17 protein-coding genes are annotated in these 16,421 nt (G+C 64.2%); 14 read left to right on the top strand and 3 right to left on the bottom strand.

Annotated features, from left to right (window positions below):
• Nucleotides 1-49 precede the first annotated feature (49 nt).
• The 3 genes from A1D30_RS10815 to A1D30_RS10805 all read left to right on the top strand — a co-directional run bounded on the left by A1D30_RS10815 (nt 50) and on the right by A1D30_RS10805 (nt 3,128).
• Nucleotides 50-964 carry a zinc-binding dehydrogenase gene (locus A1D30_RS10815; protein WP_242421852.1) on the top strand — a complete coding sequence of 305 codons (915 nt, stop codon included), beginning with the start codon at nt 50-52 and terminating at the stop codon, nt 962-964.
• Nucleotides 965-1,148: 184 nt separating this feature from the next.
• The gene (locus tag A1D30_RS10810; protein WP_063460928.1) at nt 1,149-2,549 is read left to right on the top strand and encodes an aromatic ring-hydroxylating dioxygenase subunit alpha; all 1,401 of its coding nucleotides are present in this window, start codon (nt 1,149-1,151) and stop codon (nt 2,547-2,549) included.
• 42 nt (nt 2,550-2,591) lie between these two features.
• Nucleotides 2,592-3,128: a 3-phenylpropionate/cinnamic acid dioxygenase subunit beta gene (locus A1D30_RS10805; protein ID WP_063460663.1), complete on the top strand. Its 537-nt coding sequence runs from the start codon at nt 2,592-2,594 to the stop codon at nt 3,126-3,128.
• A gap of 14 nt (nt 3,129-3,142) precedes the next feature.
• On the opposite strand, the gene A1D30_RS10800 is transcribed toward A1D30_RS10805, so the two are convergent.
• Nucleotides 3,143-3,883: a DUF2889 domain-containing protein gene (locus A1D30_RS10800; RefSeq protein WP_063460662.1), complete on the bottom strand. Its 741-nt coding sequence runs from the start codon at nt 3,881-3,883 to the stop codon at nt 3,143-3,145.
• Nucleotides 3,884-4,005: 122 nt separating this feature from the next.
• Here A1D30_RS10800 and A1D30_RS10795 point away from each other — a divergent pair, with 122 nt between their 5' ends.
• Nucleotides 4,006-4,806 carry an SDR family oxidoreductase gene (locus tag A1D30_RS10795; protein ID WP_060987175.1) on the top strand — a complete coding sequence of 267 codons (801 nt, stop codon included), beginning with the start codon at nt 4,006-4,008 and terminating at the stop codon, nt 4,804-4,806.
• A gap of 17 nt (nt 4,807-4,823) precedes the next feature.
• On the opposite strand, the gene A1D30_RS10790 is transcribed toward A1D30_RS10795, so the two are convergent.
• Nucleotides 4,824-6,455 (bottom strand): ATP-dependent acyl-CoA ligase, encoded by a 1,632-nt coding sequence (locus tag A1D30_RS10790; protein ID WP_063460661.1) that lies wholly within the window; start codon nt 6,453-6,455, stop codon nt 4,824-4,826.
• 143 nt (nt 6,456-6,598) lie between these two features.
• Between A1D30_RS10790 and A1D30_RS10785 the strand changes: the two genes are divergently transcribed.
• A complete protein-coding gene (locus tag A1D30_RS10785) occupies nt 6,599-7,378 on the top strand; it encodes a TetR/AcrR family transcriptional regulator (RefSeq protein WP_199726994.1) in 780 nt (259 codons plus the stop codon).
• A 35-nt stretch (nt 7,379-7,413) separates the two neighbouring features.
• Here A1D30_RS10785 and A1D30_RS10780 read toward each other — a convergent pair whose 3' ends face one another.
• The gene (locus tag A1D30_RS10780; RefSeq protein WP_063460926.1) at nt 7,414-8,433 is read right to left on the bottom strand and encodes a universal stress protein; all 1,020 of its coding nucleotides are present in this window, start codon (nt 8,431-8,433) and stop codon (nt 7,414-7,416) included.
• A gap of 218 nt (nt 8,434-8,651) precedes the next feature.
• Here A1D30_RS10780 and A1D30_RS10775 point away from each other — a divergent pair, with 218 nt between their 5' ends.
• The 9 genes from A1D30_RS10775 (at nt 8,652) to A1D30_RS10735 (ending at nt 16,420) form a co-directional block, all read left to right on the top strand.
• Nucleotides 8,652-9,740, top strand: a complete 1,089-nt coding sequence (locus A1D30_RS10775) for an amidohydrolase family protein (RefSeq protein WP_060987172.1) — start codon at nt 8,652-8,654, stop codon at nt 9,738-9,740.
• Complete coding sequence (locus A1D30_RS10770) at nt 9,737-10,582, top strand: fumarylacetoacetate hydrolase family protein (protein ID WP_060987171.1); 846 nt, start codon at nt 9,737-9,739, stop codon at nt 10,580-10,582. The genes A1D30_RS10775 and A1D30_RS10770 overlap by 4 nt, the downstream gene beginning before the upstream one ends.
• A 19-nt stretch (nt 10,583-10,601) precedes the next feature.
• Nucleotides 10,602-11,507 carry a 3-hydroxyacyl-CoA dehydrogenase gene (locus tag A1D30_RS10765; RefSeq protein ID WP_063460660.1) on the top strand — a complete coding sequence of 302 codons (906 nt, stop codon included), beginning with the start codon at nt 10,602-10,604 and terminating at the stop codon, nt 11,505-11,507.
• Complete coding sequence (locus A1D30_RS10760; protein WP_063460659.1) at nt 11,504-12,679, top strand: thiolase family protein; 1,176 nt, start codon at nt 11,504-11,506, stop codon at nt 12,677-12,679. Before A1D30_RS10765 ends, A1D30_RS10760 begins: the two co-directional genes overlap by 4 nt.
• Nucleotides 12,676-13,209, top strand: coding sequence for a carboxymuconolactone decarboxylase family protein (locus A1D30_RS10755; protein WP_242421851.1), 534 nt, complete (start codon nt 12,676-12,678; stop codon nt 13,207-13,209). Before A1D30_RS10760 ends, A1D30_RS10755 begins: the two co-directional genes overlap by 4 nt.
• Nucleotides 13,206-13,754, top strand: coding sequence for a glutathione peroxidase (locus A1D30_RS10750; RefSeq protein WP_063460658.1), 549 nt, complete (start codon nt 13,206-13,208; stop codon nt 13,752-13,754). Before A1D30_RS10755 ends, A1D30_RS10750 begins: the two co-directional genes overlap by 4 nt.
• Entirely contained in the window at nt 13,741-14,937 is a 1,197-nt protein-coding gene (locus A1D30_RS10745) for an MFS transporter (RefSeq protein ID WP_242421850.1), read from the top strand. Before A1D30_RS10750 ends, A1D30_RS10745 begins: the two co-directional genes overlap by 14 nt.
• A gap of 67 nt (nt 14,938-15,004) precedes the next feature.
• A complete protein-coding gene (locus A1D30_RS10740) occupies nt 15,005-15,583 on the top strand; it encodes a glutathione S-transferase (RefSeq protein ID WP_063460924.1) in 579 nt (192 codons plus the stop codon).
• Between the two features lie 60 nt (nt 15,584-15,643).
• Nucleotides 15,644-16,420, top strand: a complete 777-nt coding sequence (locus A1D30_RS10735) for an SDR family oxidoreductase (protein WP_060987167.1) — start codon at nt 15,644-15,646, stop codon at nt 16,418-16,420.
• Nucleotide 16,421 lies beyond the last annotated feature (1 nt).

Genomic DNA, 16,421 nt, shown 5'->3' with positions numbered 1-16,421 from the left:
ATCAGATGAGCCATCTCTACGATCTGGGGGCTGCATGATGCGGGCGGCCGTGATTGCCGAGCGCGGACTGCCGCCGGTTCTGCAGGACTTTCCCGAACCACAGGCTCGCGAGGGCGCGACCTTGATCAAGGTCGATACCGCGGGGCTGGGAGGCTGGGATGTTCTGGGGGCCTACCGCCTGGGCGTGCAATTCCCGTGCGTGATTCGGGGCGAGGGGGTAGGCCACGCCCCGGACGGGCGCCGGGTCTATTTCGGCGAGCGCTCGGTGGCGCCCTTCGGGGCCTGGGCCGAACGCACCTTGGTACCTACCGAAGAGGTGTGGGACGTTCCCGACGATGTCGACGATGCGCTGGCCATCACCATGGGCATCGCGGGCACCGGCGCACTGCTGCCGCTGGAACAGGCCCGCATCCAGCCTGGCGAAACCGTGCTGATCTTGGGGGCCACGGGAACGCTCGGGCAGCTCGCCCTGCAGCTCGCGCGCATTCTGGGCGCTGGCCGTGTGGTGGGGGCGGCCCGCGATGCGGCCGCCCTGGAGCGCTTGCGCGCGCGGGGCCTGGCCGACGCGGTGGTGGCCCTGGGCGGCACCGACGATGCCGTGGCCCTGAAGGCCGTGGCGGGCGAGGGGTTCGACGTGGTTCTCGACGGCGTATGCGGTGCGCCCATGCTCGCGGCGCTGAAGGCCACGCGCTGGGGCGCGCGCATCCTCACCGTCGGCACGGGGGGCGGGCGCGAAGTGAAGCTCGATATCGCCGACCTGCTGTTCCGCACGCTCAGTTGCGTGGGTACGGGGCAGCGCTCGGCCAGCGATCGCGAGGCCACCTGGCGCCGGCTCCTGCGGATGGCGCACGAGCATCGCATCACCTTTGACCATGTCGGGTATCGCTTCGACCAGATGCCGGACGCCTGGGCAAGCCAGGTGGCGGGGCCACATGCCAAGATCACCGCTTCTCTCAAGGCCTGATCGGAATTCGGCACGAACCAGAAGGATGGCGCGGATGCCAGGCTGGGAGGGTATGCGCGAACCTAGTGTTAACCCTGGTTTTTGGCCGCATTTGGGCCACTGGAACGGGCTTTATATGTACAGACTTTGCTAGGTTGTTTATATTTCGTCCCCACAGCTGCCCAAACAGATGAAGGAGACGCGCATGCTAAGCCCCACCCCCCCCACGCTTTCCGATGGAACCAAGGTCGTTGATCTGGTCAATGTGAACACACGGGAGGTGCAGATGCGCGCGCTCTCGGACCCCGAGCTCTACGAGCTGGAGATGGAGCGGATCTTCGGCAAGATCTGGGTTTTCCTCGGCCATGAGTCCGAGATTCCCAACTCGGGGGACTTCGTCACTCGCGACATGGGTTCCGACTCGGTGCTGGTCACGCGCGATAAGTCGGGCGAGGTTCACGTGCTTCTCAACCTGTGCACGCACCGGGGCATGCGGGTTTCGACCCTGGATGCGGGCAACACGCAGATCCACACCTGCATCTACCATGGCTGGGCTTTCCGTCCGAACGGAGCCTTTCTCGGCGCGCCGGTCGAGAAGGAGACGATGCACGGCAAGATGATGAGCAAGGAGGAACTGGGGTTGAAGAAGGCCCGGGTCACCTTGTATGGCGGGCTGATCTTTGCAACCTGGAACATCGATGGCCCCTCGTTCGAGGAATTCCTTGGCGACGCCAAGTGGTACTACGACATCCTTTTCAAGCGCACCGACAAAGGCATGGAAGTGCTGGGGCCGCCGCAGCGCTTCACGGTGCGTGCCAACTGGAAGGCAGCAGGGGAGCAGTCTGCCGCCGACGGCTACCACACGCTGACCCTGCACCGCTGGCTTGGCGAGGTCGGCAACTATTCCAAGAAGGGCGAAGGGGAGGGCAGCGGTGGCGACCTGAGCCCAGAGATGTACGGGGTGGAAGTCAGTTCGCCGCACGGGCACGCGTTGCGATGCATCGACCTGGGGCGGAAGATTCGCCGCATGACCGGGCTCGATCCCGACGTGCTGAGCGTGGACGAAAAGCTCAATGCGCTCCCGCCAGCCGGCATGACGAAGGAGATGGTCGAGCAGCTCAAGCGCAACCTCACGCCCGAACAGCTGCATGTGCAGACCAGCATGCCGCCGCAGGTCGGCGGCATCTTCCCGAACGTGCTGTTTGGCTTCGTCTACATCCCACAGGCCGATGGCTCGGTGGTCGGCTCGATGACCATGCATGCCTACGTCCCGAAGGGGCCCGACAAGCTGGAGTTCGTGAACTGGATCTTTGCGGAAAAGGACGCCCCGCAGGAGTTGCGCGACAAGATGCTCAGGCAGACCATCCAGCTGTTTGGCACATCAGGCATGGTGGAGCAGGACGACTCCGACACCTGGCCGCACATGACCCTGGCCGCCAAGGGCGCGCAGGGCAAGAAGATGACCCTGAAGTACCAGGCTGTCTATGAAACCGGGGCGCCCAAAGGCTGGCCCGGCCCGGGCATCGTCAACGAAGGCTTCACCAAGGACGACACGCAGTGGCACTGGTGGTTGTACTGGCGCCAGCTCATGGGCGACGCGGTCTGATCCTTCCTTGCAACTCGATACCATCCAATCTCGGAGACTCCCATGAGTGAAGCCCAAGGCGCCCTGGTGCCTATCGGATCGCCGGTTTACAACCAGATCCTTCAATTTCTGTACGTCGAGGCGCGCCTGCTTGACGAAATCCGCCTCAAGGAATGGGGCGCCCTGCTCGCGCAAGACCTGATCTACTCCGCTCCCTTGAGGGAAACACGGCCGGTCAACCAGCAGGCGGCATCGGTGGTGCGCACCATGCAGCACTACCACGACGATTGGCGCTCCGTGATGGGGCGCATCGTGCGCCTTACCGGCACCAAGAGCGCCTGGGCGGAAGATCCACCATCGCGCACGCGCCGACTCGTGACCAACGTTCTGGTCGAAGAGACGGACAAGCCCCAGGAATACAGTGTGCGCAGCTATCTGCTAGTGACGCGCAGCCGGTTCAACTTCGATGAATACGACCTGATCAGCGCGGAACGCAGGGACATCCTGCGGGCTGATGGCGAGGGGTTCAAGCTGGCCAAGCGCGAGATCCTGCTGGACCAGGCCGTGCTGGGTACGCCGAATCTGGCCATCTTCCTTTGACCTCGCGCTTGCCTTCAAGCCTTGAACGCGAGCCATTCCTGGTCATCGCGGCATAGCTGGCCGGGCTGCCACGTGAAATTCCAGGTCGAGCCCACTTGGCGCAAAGCCAGAGGGGCTCTTCCAGGCTGCTGCGCATAGCAGGCCCCGGTCGTTCTGGCATGGCGCTGTGCATCGAGGGGACGATTCTTCCCCATGGAAATCACGGCACATCGCCGCAATACCAGTGCTGCTTCGGCCATGTCTTCGGTCAGGTGGGCAAACGCCCAGCGCGCCATGCCCTGGCGCAACCCGATGCCTTCGTAAGGGGGAGGCCCTACGATGTCCAGGTCCTGGATATCCCAGGCCAGCAGCCGGATGCCGTCGCGATCGAGGGTCGCGTATGTGCGTCCTTCGATTCTCAGTGGCACCTCGATGTCATAACGGCGTCGCGGCAAGGCCCGGGACGCGGCGGCCGCGGCCAGGCCGCTGAGTTCCAGCATGTGGGTGCATTGCTCGCTGGGATCGACTTGGCGCATCACGCCGTGAGCGCTTGTCGCAGGGGGAGTGCCGACCAGCTGTTGGAGTTGGCCAGCCGCCGAAGGACACAGGCTGTAAGGGTGGCGAGGAGCTTCGCCACGCACGAAGGCGATGAGCCCATCCCGGACGACGAGTTCGACCCGGAAATGATGGAAGTCATCCTCCAGCGCGGCCCGGCAGCGAAAGCCGGCTTCCACGGGATCGGTTGCGATCAGAATGCGGCGTCGGAATACAGGCATGGGTACTTTCTTTCGGGGCCTCTGCCGTCGGCTGGCAACGCGCGAAGCCTGATTTTTCCGGCTGACACGAAGTGTCTTAAAGTGTACGATAAAAAGAATTCTGTCTAATATAAGGAGATTCAATGGGCTTGCTGAAAGACAAGGTGGCGCTGATCACCGGAGCGGGCGGTGGTATCGGACGCGGCATTGCACGCTGCTATGCGCGAGAAGGCGCTGCGGTACTGATTGCCGAGCTCGATCCCGTGACCGGCGCCGAGGCCGAGGCCGAACTCCAGCAGATGGGCGCGCGCGCCCTGTTCGTGCCCACCGACGTGCTCCGCAAGGACAGCGTGGAAGCCGCTATTCAGGCCGCAGCGGATAGCTTTGGCGGGCTCGACATTCTCATCAACAATGCCTTCGTCCCATCCGAGAACGTGTTGCTGGAGGACAAGACGGATGCGATGCTGGAGCGTACGCTGACATCTACCGTCTGGGCGTCCTGGTGGGCCATGCGCGCTGCCTTGCCGCACATGCGTGCGCGCGGTGGTGGGCGCATCATCAATTTCACGTCGATCGACGTGGACATCGGAGCCTGGCAGCATGCCGACTACAACACGGGCAAATCCGGTGTCGTCGGACTGACGCGCAGCGCGGCGGCCGAATGGGGCCGGTTCAACATCACTTGCAACGCCATTGCACCGACAGCCATGGGGGCGACATTCCATAAGCTGGCCGCCGAAATCCCCGGTTTCGCCGAGCGCTCGGCCGCCGCCCGGCCCATGGGTCGCTCGGGTGATCCGGAACTGGATATCGGGCCAGTGGCCGTCTTTCTGGGCTCGGAGATGGCGCGGTTCGTGACTGGAATCACCATGCACGTGGACGGTGGGCTGCATTTGCCAGGCTACAACTCGCGCCCGGCCCATGTGCCGGTGCGCGAATACTGATGCACCGGAGACAGGCTTCAGCGCTTGGTGACCTGTATGCCGCTGGTTTCCTGGTCCCAGGTGGCCGGTGTGCAACCTTGGTCGCGCAGTTCATACTTCAGAACCCGCCCCTGGGGGTTCTTGGGAAGGCTGTCGCGGAATTCGATGTAACGCGGCAGGGCGTAGTAGGGGACGGCGTCGATGGCCCACTGGAAAAGATCCTCGGGCGCCAGCGCCATGCCAGGGCGCAGCATGGCGGTCACCTTGACGTCGTCTTCCCCCTTGTCGGACGGGACGGCGTGCACGGCGACTTCGGCCAGGGCCGGGTGGCGGGCGAAGGCAGCCTCCATCTCGAAGCTGGAGATGTTTTCGCCGCGTCTGCGCAGGTAGTCTTTCTTGCGATCAACGAAATAGAAAAAGCCTTGCTCGTCGAACTTGCCAATATCCCCGGTGTGCAGCCAGAGGTTGCGCATGATCTTCAGCGTGTCTTCCGGCCTGCGCCAGTAGCCCATGAACATGATGTCCGGGCGCAGCGGCCGCACCACGATTTCGCCAGAAGTCCCGGTCGGCACTTCCCGGTCGAGGTCGTCCACGATGCGCACGTCGAAATCGGGAATGCGCTTTCCAGACGAACCGGGTGCGGCATACTCGCCACCGGCCAGCGAAGTGATCACTGCCGCTTCGGTGAGGCCATAGCCGTTGCCGCCCACCTGTTTCGCGCCGAAGCGTTCGCGCCAGATGGATTTGACTTCCTCCGTGAACGGATTGCCCCGCACTGTATGGATCTGCCCCTTGCAGCGCCGCCCGGCCTCGGTATCCGGCGCGTTGGCCAGCATCGCCCCCATGCTGCCCAGGATGGAGGCGATGGTGGCACCGCTGCGCTCCACTTCGGGCCAGAAGTTCGACACCGAAAAACGCGGAACGAAAGCGACGCGGGCGCCGACCAGAATCGATGCCAGCACGCCCACGCACATGGCGTTCATGTGGAACAGCGGCAGGGGCGTGATCGTGACGTCGTTTTCGTTGGCCGGCCCGGCGCGCAGTTGCAGACGCGCCAGATTGCACATGTAGTTGTAGCTGATCATGCAGCCCTTGGACGGTCCGGTCGTGCCCGAGGTGTAGATGAGGCAGGCCAGTTCCCAGGGCTGGGGTTTGCGCTCGAACGCGCTGTCATCGCTGCCGCGGTGTTCGTCGAGCGAGGCCAGGGGCAGGGTGCCGCACTGCCTGTCGCCGGGCGTTCCCCGGGTCAGGACCTGCTGCACGTCCGGCAACCCGTCCGAAACCGCCGCGATGCGTTCGGCATACGCAGCCTCGCAGACCACGAGCGCCGCGCCAGCATCGGCAATCTGGTGGCGCAGGAATTCACCCTTGAGCGCGGTGTTGATGGGTACGCTGACGGCGCAGAGCTTATTGATGGCGAACCAGCACAGCACGGCATCGATGTTGTTGTCGAGCATCGTCACGACCGTCTGGCCGGGTTGCACGCCCAGCGCCGCGAACGCATGGGCCAAACGGGTCGACTGGCGATCCACTTCGCCGTAGGTATGGAGTTCACCCGAGAAGTCGAGCAACGCCCGGTCGGAATGTTTGGCTACCGCGCGTTCGAGCGCCGCAATGACCGTATCTTGTTGACCGAGGGACCACGTGTCGGGATTGCCGATTCCTGCCATGCAAAACGCTCCAAGCCACACCCAAGGATGCAAAAAATTCTAGATAAAGATGAGAATTCTATATTTAGATTTTTCACCGCGCGTGCTGGTAAACCCTTGGCCGCATCGCCAAGCGCCGAATCTCTCACTGAACCTCAGAAAGCATGGAAATGACCCTCAAGAGCACGAACAAGCAAGCCGCAGTCGCATCGAAAGCGGTTGGCAAGCCCCGTCGCAGGGTGGTGGATCGTGGCGTTGCGGCGCCTGTTGTGCAGAAACCTGCGGCGGCTGTCGCCATGGTGGAGAAGAAGAGCCCGGTGGCCGCAGAGACAGGGCCGGTTGGCGTACGCCGTGGGCGCAGCAACCGGCGTTCCGAGCAAACGATTGCGAACATCCTGATGGTCACCGAGAACATCGTGCTGAAATCTGGCGCCGAGCGGATCTCGATACTCGATGTCTGCCGCGAGGCGGGTATTTCCCGCGGCACGTTCTATCGCTATTTCGCGTCTCAGGATGAACTGCTGGATGCGTTTGCCCGTCACAAACGCGAGCAGTTCCATGTCACCTTGGCAGAGGCCGTCCAACCCTACCAGGACCCCGACGAGCGCTTCGACGCGTTGATTCGCTACCTGGACCACTACTTGGAGCATGGCCGCGCGCGCCGGTTGCTGGTCGCCGCACCGGAATACGCCCTTGGTTTCTTTCGCCGCATCTTCCACGATTCGGTGGTCCGGTTCCAGGACGTTCTCGGCTCTGTTTTCGATGCCTGGGAGGCTCGTTTTGGCGTCAAGGTGGATCGGGAACTGGTATGCGAACTCCTGATCCGCTATGTGTTGAGCGAGCAACTGGTGCCGGGGGATGCTGATCGCAAGACGTTGCCCCGGCGCATTGGCCGAATGGTGGAGGCCCTGGCCACAGGTGCACCCCCCCGCGCTAGGCGGTGAATTGTCTCCTGCGGCAGTGGCATGCACCCGTCACCCTATTGCAGGGCGGTAGCGATGCGCGCGAACAATTGCCTCATCGGCATCTCGGGGGAGTGGCTGAAAAGGGGGTCGTGGTGCGCGGAAAAGGCTTTGTAGACAACTGACCAGTCGGCGCTGGTCAGATGCCGGCGTGCAGCCGGGAAAATGACGGTCTCCTCCAGGGACATGTGCTCCCAGACCGCGCCGCTCAGGCGCTGGACGGCAGCGGTGACTGCTTCCGCGGCGTCTGCATCTCCATGCCCGTGACGGGCGAGGGCGGTGAACAAGGCATCGATCAAGGTGTTTTCCAGCACATGCTGCCGTTCCAGTTCGTCCAGCACTGCATTGTGTTCGCTCGTGCGCTGCCGGAGCAGGCGGAAGATGAAGGCCTCTTCCTTGGGGTGGTGCAGCCTCGTCGGAAACTGGCGCAGGTAGTCAGCCATTTGCCGCATCAGCGCCACGTCGGGAATCGTGCCATCGATACGCCCTGCGCGATCCAATTGCTGCAGGCCGGTGAGTACCGCAGCGATGGAACGATGTTCTCCCGCCACGATGGCGAGCGCGCGGTTCGCGTCGGCCTGCTCGTCATTCGACTCGATGCTGGCCACATGCACGGGAAGGTTGGCGATTTGCAGCAGCTGGCGGGTCACGCTGCTGTGCAGCCAACCCCGCAAGCCAGGCACGCGGCCGTGGGAACTCACGAAGAGCAGATCGCAGGCGTGCCGTTGCGCCGCTTCGAGAATGGCCTGGGCCGGATGGTCGCTGACGAGCGCATCCGTCGAGCATTCGACGCCGCCGATCCTCGCGGCCGTGGCCGCCTTGAGCAGCACCGCATGTCGGGGCATGTCGCTTTCGGCGGTGAAGGCTTGGCGGTCGAGCGAATGCAGCATGGAGCCTTCGCCGGTGGCGGCCAGATCGGGGGCCGCGTGGAAAAAGGTGATCCGGGCCCCCAGTGCCCGCGCAAAGCTGACCGACTGGGTGACGGTTGCCATTCCCAGCGGGGTGTCGTCCAGGGCGACGAGTAGGTGTTTGTACATAAAGAGCTCCATGCAAGACAGTCTTCAGGGTGCCTGTAGCGGCTGTGTCGTCGCCTCAGTGTTTGCGATAACTTGAACAGAATCTCTGTTTTTGATTAATATCGCATTGACGCAGTGCAAACGCATGCCGGATTTCTGGCGGCTGTCACTGCTTCAGTAGCACGCGAACGACATCTGCACCGGCCCTTGGGGCCGTGCCCGAACCTGAAAGAATCATCATGCTGATCGACCTCCACGCCCATGCCCCGCTACCGGGGTACTACAACCAGCATCCGTTTTGGGGGCCGTTCTTTGAGCGGCACCCGGATGGCGACGTCAAGCTTCGCGTTGGCCATTGGGTGCTGCGCCTGGGCTCGCCCGAACGCAAGGCAGCGGTTCGTGCCGGGAAGGGACCGAGCGTCGAGGAATACATGGCCCGTTGGGCGGATCCGAAGAACCGCCTCAATGGCATGGATGCCGCAGGGCAGAATGCGCAGGTGCTGTCGGTGCCTTCGCACTGCTACATGTACTGGGCCGACCCCGAGTTCTCGGTGCGCTTCGCCACCAAGGTCAACGATATCCTTGCCGACTACTGCTCGGCCGCGCCGGATCGCTTGATGTTCTGGGCCCATGCGCCGCTGAATGCGCCGCACGACGCAGCCAAGGAAATCCGCCGCGCCTGCACCGAACTCGGCGCGAAGGGCCTGGTGGCCGGCGGCGCGAACTTCGGCGGGTTGGAGGCGGATTCGCCGCAGCTCGACGTCGTCTGGAAAACGATGTGCGACCTCGATCTGCCGATCTTCATCCACGGCTACAACCAATCGGTCACCTGGGGCATGCAGGCCGACCATGACCAGTACGAAACCACGGCCATCGTCGGCATGAACTACGACGAGACGCGCTTCTTTTGGTATCTGATCAATGGCGGCGTTCTGGATCGCTTCCCCAATCTCAAGGTCTACATCACCCATGGCGGCGGGTACATCCCGTACCAGCTCGGCCGCCTGGCCCAGACCAACCGCAATCTCGACGTGGCGTTCAACAAGAAGCCGGTCGAGGAGTATCTGAAGAACTTCTGGTTCGACGTCGAATTGCACGAAGTGCCGATGCGCCAGGCACTGATTGACATCATTGGTGCCGATCGCGTTCTGTATGGCAGTAACTTCGGCGGCAGCGACGCCGTTCGCCACGACCTGACCGATGGCCTGCGCCTGTCGGACGACGATCTGCAGAAGATTCGCTGGAAGAATGCGTGCGAGCTGCTGCACCTGGATCCTGCCAAGCTGGGCAAGCCCGCCGTCCAACCTGCTGCCAGAGTCGCTGCATGAAGCTCGCACGCTGCACCGATGGCGGTGCCCCGTTCTGGGCGCTGGTCGATACCGAACGCGACGAACTGCGCCCGATCGAGGGCGGGGTCTCTGATTGGGGTCCGGCTATCACGCGCGGCGAGGGGGAGGCTGCGCTGCGCTTCCGTGGCGCCGTGCGTGCGCTCGACTCGGTGCGGCTTCTGCCACCCATCGAGAAGACCAACCGGGTGGTGGTCGCTGGGGCCAACTACGCCAAGCATCTCGCGGCCGACTTCGGCATCAAGAGCCACAGCCAGCCTATCGCCTTCCTGAAGGCCCATGGCGCGCTCATCGGGGCGAACGACGCATTGCGCTACCCGCCCCTGACGCAGGAGCTGGATCACGAGGTGGAACTGGTGGCCGTGATCGGCGACACGGTCAACCGCGATGACCCCATCTCCAGCGTGCTGGGATACACCGTGGGCAACGACGTGAGCTCGCGCGATCTGCAGCGCAGCGGACCGCCCGGTGTCGGAATGGATCTGTTTGCGGCCAAGAGCGGTGACCAGACCACGGGCCTCGGCCCGTGGATCGTGACGCGCGATGAGTTTGCGCGCGAGGGAAAGCTGTCGCTGCGCCTGCTGCTGCGCGTGAATGGGGAAATTCGCCAGGACGGCGACACGGCCGAGATGACCTGGGATGTCGCGGAACTGGTGAAGTTCGTGGACGAGCGCTCGCGTTTCGAGAGCGGCGATGTCATGTTCACCGGCTCGCCGGCCGGCACGGGGCAGGGTTCCGGCAAGTTTCTCAAGCCCGGTGACGTGGTCGAGGCCGAGATTCCCGGCATCGGTCTGTTGCGCAACATCGTCACGACAGCCCAATAAGCAATCAGGGAGACAGTACATGAGCATTACGCAAAACAAGGTGGTCGTCGCCGGTGGCGGCCTGATGGGAACCGGCATCGCCCATGCCTTCGCCAGCTCCGGCTTCGTCACCGTGCTGGTGGACAGCAACGAAGCTGCGGCCGCCAAGGCACTTTCCGCCGTGGCCAAGATCCTGGACGACGGGGTTCGCCTCGGCAAGCTCGATGCGGCGGTGGCCGATGCGGCGAAATCCAGGCTTACGACGCAAGCCGATCTCGCTGCCGCATCCGCGGGGGCTGCACTGCTGGTCGAGACCGTCACCGAGAACATCGCGGTGAAGAAGCAGGTGGTGGCCACGGCCGCCGCCCACATGCTGCCCGACGCCATCATCGCCACGAACACCTCCGCGCTGAGCGTGACCGAGATCGCCACGGCCGTGCCCCAGCCTGAACGGGTGGTGGGCATGCACTTCTTCAACCCGGTGCACAAGATGAAGCTGGTCGAGCTGGTGCGCGGCATCGCCACCAGCGACGAGACCGTGGCCAGAACCCGCGAATACAGCGACGCGCTGGGCAAGACGTCGATCATCGTCAACGAGTCCCCGGGCCTGACCACCAGCCGGATGTCGGCCATGCTGGGCAACGAGGCGATGTGGATGCTGCAGGAGGGCGTGGCCACTGCCGAGGACATCGACACAGCGCTGCGCATGGGCTTCAACCATCCGATGGGGCCCCTCGAACTCGGAGACCTGACCGGATGGGATACCCGGCTGTCGGTGCTTCGTTACCTGCACTCGACGCTGGGCGACAAGTTCCGTCCCTGCCCTCTGATAATCAAGATGGTGGCCTCCGGCCGCCATGGGCGCAAGACCGGCGCGGGCGTGTACCAGTACGACGAAAAAGGCCAGCGCATTCCTGGCTCCGGCCTGAAAGCGAGCGTTCTGTGAGTCGCCCGGATGTGGTGATCGTCGGCGCGGTTCGCACGCCCGTCGGAAAATTCAAAGGCAGCCTGGCGCCCGTGCGCGCCGATCACCTGGGTGCCGTCGTCCTGGACGAGCTCATTACCCGTTCGGGGCTTGAGCCGGAATTGGTGGACGACGTCATCTTCGGCTGCGTCACCCAGGTCGGTGAGCAGTCGGCCAATATCGCGCGCACGTCACTGCTAGGGGCCGGCTGGCCCTGCACGATTCCTGGCCTGACGATCGACCGCAAATGCGGTTCGGGTGAAGAGGCCGTGCACGTGGCCGCGGGCCTGATTGCGTTCGGGTCGGCCGAGGTGGTCGTGGCCGGCGGTGCCGAGAACATGAGCCGGGTGCCCATGGGCAGCAACCGCAGCATCCATGGGGAGGCCTTTGGCTGGATGGTCGCCGAGCGCTACGAAATGACGAGCCAGGGTGAAGCGGCCGAGCGCTTGTGCGACCAGTGGGAGCTGGGCCGGGAAGACCTCGATGCGTTCGCCGTGGAAAGCCATCGGCGCGCTTGCGCGGCTGCCTCTGCCGGCCATTTCGAGAAAGAAATCGTGCCGGTGCCCGTGATGCAGGTGCGCGAGAAGGGCGCAGAGGGCGAGGCGCACTTGTTCTCCGCGGACGAAACGATCCGTCCCGGTACGGCCGTCGAGAAGCTGGCGACCCTCAAAACCAGCTTCCGCGCGGACGGTCGCCTGACTGCCGGGAACTCTTCGCAGATCTCGGATGGGGCGGCGGGTTTGCTGCTGATGTCTTCGGTCAAGGCCCGGTCGCTGGGCCTCAAGCCCCGCGCGCGCATTCTCGCCATGACCACGGTGGGCTCCGATCCCACGCTGATGCTGACCGGGCCGGTCGCGGCCACCCGCAAAGTGCTGGCGCAGGCGGGGCTCACACTGGACGACATCGACCTCTTCGAGATCAACGAGGCGTTTGCCTCGGTTCCCCTGGTCTGGATGAAAGAGCTGGGCGTGTCTTCCGAGCGTTTGAACGTCAACGGCGGTGCCATCGCGCTGGGGCACCCCTTGGGGGCGAGCGGAGCGCGCATCATGACGTCGATGCTGCACGAGCTGGAGCGTCGGGGCGGACGTTATGCGCTGCAGGCGATCTGCTGCGCCGGCGGCATGGGGACCGCCACCCTCATCGAGCGGCTGTGACCGTGGCGCGCCTGCCGCTGGTGCCGCTGGCCGATTTTCCGGCGCAACTGCGCGAGGCCGTGCGGCGGGGCGTCGAGACACGCATGCTCAGTTCCACCGTGCCGGTGCAGGTCTGGGCCCACCGGCCGCAGGCCGCGCTGGCATGGCTGGCGCTGCTGGACCAGTTCCACAGCCGCGGCGTGCTGGACGGGCGGCTGCGGGAACTGGTGCGGCTGCGCATCGCCAGCATCACGCAGTGCCAAGCCTGCCAGCTGGCGCGCAAGAGCGACCGCGTGGACGCGCAAGACCTGGAAGCCCTCAATTGCCAGCAGATCGGCAGCGCCCACTTTTCGCCCGCCGAGCGGGCCGCGCTGGCGTATGCCGAGCTGTTCGCAGCCGATGCGCATGCCATTGGAGAAGGGCATTTCACAGCGTTGGCCGAGCACTTTTCGACCGCCGAGAGCGTTGAACTGCAGATGTTCTGCGCTTTGATGCTGGCGGGCGGCCGCATGACTTTGGTTCAACAAGCCTACCAGGAGGTATCACCGTGAGCACATCGATCTTCGACATTCCCCTTCAGGCCCTGAACGGCTCCGATACGAGCCTCGCCCCCTTCAAGGGACAGGTGATGCTGGTCGTCAACGTGGCTTCCCAATGCGGGCTGACCCCGCAGTACGCCGGCCTGCAGTCCCTGTACGACCGCTTTCGCGACCGTGGCCTGCACGTGCTGGGATTTCCCTGCAACGATTTTGCGGGCCAGGAGCCGGGAAGCGAGGACGAGATCCGCGACTTCTGCGACATCAACTACCGCGTGAGCTTTCCGCTTTTCACCAAATTGCGGATCAACAGTGAGCCCAGACACCCGCTCTATGCCGCCCTGATCGCTGCGCAGCCTCATGCCGTCGCGTCCGGCGATCCACGGCTGCGCGACACCTTGTCCAAGCATCAACTGCTGCCCAAGGCAGATACCGATGTGATGTGGAATTTCGAGAAATTCCTGATTGGCCGTGATGGGGCCGTGGTGGCCCGTTTCGCTCCCGACGTGGCACCCGATGATGCAAGGCTGATCGCGGCCATCGAGGATGCCCTCGGTTGATTCCATGGCGCGCAGCGGGCGTTTCAGTTTCGGATGGACGCTGCTGACGCTGGTCGCCGCGCAGGTCGGATTGCATGGCTGCCTCAACGGCATGCGCATGACCGTCCCCTTGTTGGCGGTGAGCGAATCGCGGGGCCCTGCCGTGATCGGGTTGTTGATGGCGCTGTTTGCCGCCTTCCCCTTTGTGCTCGCCATTCCTGCCGGGCGCCTGGTGGATCGTCGGGGGTACCACCTGGGAACGCGCATTGGTGCCTTGCTGGCGCTGGCGGGGGCCGCTCTTGCCGCTTCGGCGTCCCATGTCTGGGCTCTGGGAGGCGCCGCGGCCCTGGTGGGGGCGGGCTCTGCGGTGGGCATGATTTCACTGCAGCGCACGGCAGGCCGGCTGGCCCGGGGCGAGGCGGAACGCCTGCGGATCTTCAGCTGGGTGGCACTCGCGCCGTCCATCGCGACTTTCATGGGCCCGGTCCTGGCGGGCATGCTGATCGACCATGTGAGCTATCGCGCGGCTTTCGTCGGACTGGCTCTGCTGCCTCTGGGGACGCTGCTCGCCACCACCCGAGTCCCTGCCGAGGCGCCTCGGGCGCCCGCGAAACGGACCGATACTCCCCCGAAGGCTTGGGACCTGCTGGGCGACCGCGATCTTCGGCGACTGTTCTTCATCAATTGGCTGATTGCCGCCTGCTGGGATGCACACGCTTTTGCGTTGCCGATCCTGGGTCACGAGCGGGGCTTGAGCGCATCGGCCATCGGCACGGTGCTGGCCAGCTACGCCGTCACCTCAGCGGCCGTGCGGCTGGCGATCCCCTTTTTGGCGGAGCGTCTCCAGCCCCGGTGGGTGATGACCGGTGCGCTGACCTTGACGGCATCGGTTTTCCTGCTCTATCCCTGGTTGGACAGCACGTGGGCCATGGCGGCTTGCGCCGGCACCATAGGCCTGGGACTGGGGGCCATCCAGCCCGCTGTCATGTCCAGCCTGCACACCTTTGCACCGCCGGAGCGCCAAGGCGAGGCCCTTGGCCTGCGGTCCACCGTCATCCATTTCTCCACCTTGGTGATGCCCTTGGGTTTTGGCGCCGCCGGCGCCGCGCTGGGTGTTGCCCCGGTGTTCTGGATGACCGGTGCGGCGCTCTCCGCGGGTGCCTGGGCTGCTTTTGGGTTGCCGACCCAGGCCAGGCACGACTGATAAAGAACGATGACGCGGTTTTGCACGGGCGTCGATCACATCGCCTATCTCGCTACAAGGACACATGATGCTGAAGCTGTATCACGCACCCGGCTCCAATTCGGCGCGCATTCTGTGGCTGCTGGAGGAATTGGGCATGGAACGGGAGGTCGTGGTGGTGAAATACCCGCGCAACGATGGCAGTGAAGCCGATCCGCGCAATCCGCACCCGCATGGGTTCACGCCCGCGCTGGAGCACGATGGCCACTTGGTATCCGAGACGGCTGCCATTGCGCTTTACCTGACCGATCTGCATCCCGAGGCCGAGGTCGGCGTGCCGGCGGGGCATGCGTTGCGTGGAGCCTATCTCACCTGGCTCTTCTATCAGGTGGGTTTGACCGAACCCCTGGTCTACATGGAGGGGAAGGGCCTGCTGGCGCAGGATCCGGCGATGCGCGGCCTGAATCAATCAATGATGCAGCACATCCGGCACACGCTGTCACGCGGCCCCTACCTGCTCGGGCAGCGTTTCACCGCTGCGGACATCCTGTTCATGAGCTTGTTCGAGACTGCGCGCCCGCTGCTGGGCGGCTGCCCGGTCATCGAGGCCTATCTGGCCCGCGCCGATCGCCCTGCGCGGCGCCGGTCCTTGGCGCTGGATCGCTGAGCCGCGGTACGGCGGCCCGCCGCTTTTCTGCCTGGTATTTTTTATTGAGAGCCTGAACCGATGTCCCGTTCTGTCGTGCTTGTTACCGGCGGTGCTCGCCGCATTGGACGCGTGATCGCGCTTGATCTGGCTGCGGCTGGATGGAACGTGGCGATCACCTACCGGCACTCGTCGGAGGAAGCTCAGGACACGCTCAGGGAACTGCGCCGCAGTGAAGGACAAGCGGAAGCGCTCTACGCCGACTTGAGCGATGAGACCGGTTGCCGAGCGCTGGTGCCCGAGGTGGTGAGGCGATTCGGCCGCATCGATGCCGTGGTGAACAATGCGTCCGTTTTCGAGTACGACAACGCCGAGACCTGCGGATTGGCGGCGATGGAGCTTCACTGGAAGGCCAACACCGCGCCCGCCATCTTGCTGGCGCAGGCCTTATACCAGCATCTGCTGGATACCGGGAGGACAGGGTGCGTGGTGAATCTGCTCGACCAGAAGCTGTGGAACCCGAACCCTGACTATTTTTCCTACACCCTGTCCAAGGCGGCGCTGGAAGCAGCCACAAAAATGTTGGCCATGGCCATGGCGCCGCGCTTGCGCGTAGGAGGTGTGGCCCCGGGGCTCGCCCTGCTGTCCGGGCCGATGAACGAGCGGGAGTTCGAGTTGGGCCAACGGCTCAATCCGCTGGGGCGAAGCTCCCCGCCGGAGGATATCGCCGACGCGGTCCGCTTCCTGCTGACATTCCCGGCTTCGACAGGCTCCACCATCCTTGTCGATGGAGGCCAGCACCTGACTCGCCAGCCGCGCGACGTGATGTTCCTGGCACGCGAGATGGGAGCCCGCTGAA

Origin of the sequence: Acidovorax sp. GW101-3H11, assembly GCF_001633105.1 — a bacterium.
Lineage (GTDB): Bacteria > Pseudomonadota > Gammaproteobacteria > Burkholderiales > Burkholderiaceae_C > Acidovorax.
This window is presented reverse-complemented; position numbering and strand designations above follow the sequence as displayed.

What these genes read in the sequence shown, in the direction of transcription:
- A1D30_RS10810 (WP_063460928.1), top strand. Translation starts at nt 1,149, where the DNA reads ATGCTAAGCCCCACCCCCCCCACGCTTTCCGATGGAACCAAGGTCGTT.
- A1D30_RS10805 (WP_063460663.1), top strand. Translation starts at nt 2,592, where the DNA reads ATGAGTGAAGCCCAAGGCGCCCTGGTGCCTATCGGATCGCCGGTTTAC.
- A1D30_RS10800 (WP_063460662.1), bottom strand. Translation starts at nt 3,883, where the DNA reads ATGCCTGTATTCCGACGCCGCATTCTGATCGCAACCGATCCCGTGGAA.
- A1D30_RS10795 (WP_060987175.1), top strand. Translation starts at nt 4,006, where the DNA reads ATGGGCTTGCTGAAAGACAAGGTGGCGCTGATCACCGGAGCGGGCGGT.
- A1D30_RS10790 (WP_063460661.1), bottom strand. Translation starts at nt 6,455, where the DNA reads ATGGCAGGAATCGGCAATCCCGACACGTGGTCCCTCGGTCAACAAGAT.
- A1D30_RS10785 (WP_199726994.1), top strand. Translation starts at nt 6,599, where the DNA reads ATGGAAATGACCCTCAAGAGCACGAACAAGCAAGCCGCAGTCGCATCG.
- A1D30_RS10780 (WP_063460926.1), bottom strand. Translation starts at nt 8,433, where the DNA reads ATGTACAAACACCTACTCGTCGCCCTGGACGACACCCCGCTGGGAATG.
- A1D30_RS10775 (WP_060987172.1), top strand. Translation starts at nt 8,652, where the DNA reads ATGCTGATCGACCTCCACGCCCATGCCCCGCTACCGGGGTACTACAAC.
- A1D30_RS10770 (WP_060987171.1), top strand. Translation starts at nt 9,737, where the DNA reads ATGAAGCTCGCACGCTGCACCGATGGCGGTGCCCCGTTCTGGGCGCTG.
- A1D30_RS10765 (WP_063460660.1), top strand. Translation starts at nt 10,602, where the DNA reads ATGAGCATTACGCAAAACAAGGTGGTCGTCGCCGGTGGCGGCCTGATG.
- A1D30_RS10745 (WP_242421850.1), top strand. Translation starts at nt 13,741, where the DNA reads ATGCCCTCGGTTGATTCCATGGCGCGCAGCGGGCGTTTCAGTTTCGGA.
- A1D30_RS10740 (WP_063460924.1), top strand. Translation starts at nt 15,005, where the DNA reads ATGCTGAAGCTGTATCACGCACCCGGCTCCAATTCGGCGCGCATTCTG.
- A1D30_RS10735 (WP_060987167.1), top strand. Translation starts at nt 15,644, where the DNA reads ATGTCCCGTTCTGTCGTGCTTGTTACCGGCGGTGCTCGCCGCATTGGA.